This window comes from Scandinavium tedordense (assembly GCF_024764965.1).
Lineage (GTDB): Bacteria > Pseudomonadota > Gammaproteobacteria > Enterobacterales > Enterobacteriaceae > Scandinavium > Scandinavium tedordense.
In genome coordinates this window covers 1-464 of sequence record NZ_JALIGG010000023.1, presented here as the reverse complement: position 1 = coordinate 464, position 464 = coordinate 1, and the positions used below count along the sequence as shown (strand labels likewise).

The following is a 464-nucleotide window of genomic DNA, read 5'->3' as shown; positions in this document are numbered from 1 at the left end:
AGGAAGCGCCGGTTCCACAACTCCAGCACGCCGTCGGCACCGACCATCGCCACGCCCTGGGAGAGGTTGTCCACCGCCCGCTGCAACAGGTGCGACTTCTGCGCCAGCGCCTGCTCGCGGCGCGCGGTCTCGCTGAGCTTGATCTCGGTGACGTCGCTGTAGAGTACCGCCAGCCCGCCGTCGCGGGTCGGCCGTTCGCTCATCCGCAGCCAGCGCTCGTCGCGCAGGCGATACAGGGTCTGCTGGTCGCCGCCGCGCTGTTCCTCGACGATCAGCCCGCCGCTGCGCGCCAGCCGGTGCAGTTCGGCGCGGCGCATGCCAGGACCGATCCGCGCCCGGCTGTCGATCCACAGCGCGCGGAAGCGCTCGTTGAACAACACGATGCGCTGCTGCGGATCGAACAGGACGAAGGCGTCGGAGATGCTTTCGATGGCGTCGAGCAGATGCTGGTGGGCGGTCTCGGC

1 protein-coding gene is annotated in these 464 nt (G+C 69.6%); it reads right to left on the bottom strand.

Annotation, left to right across the window (positions count from 1 at the left end):
* Positions 1-464: PAS-domain containing protein (locus tag MUU46_RS00110; protein ID WP_258964446.1), on the bottom strand; the 464-nt coding region annotated here is incomplete at both ends.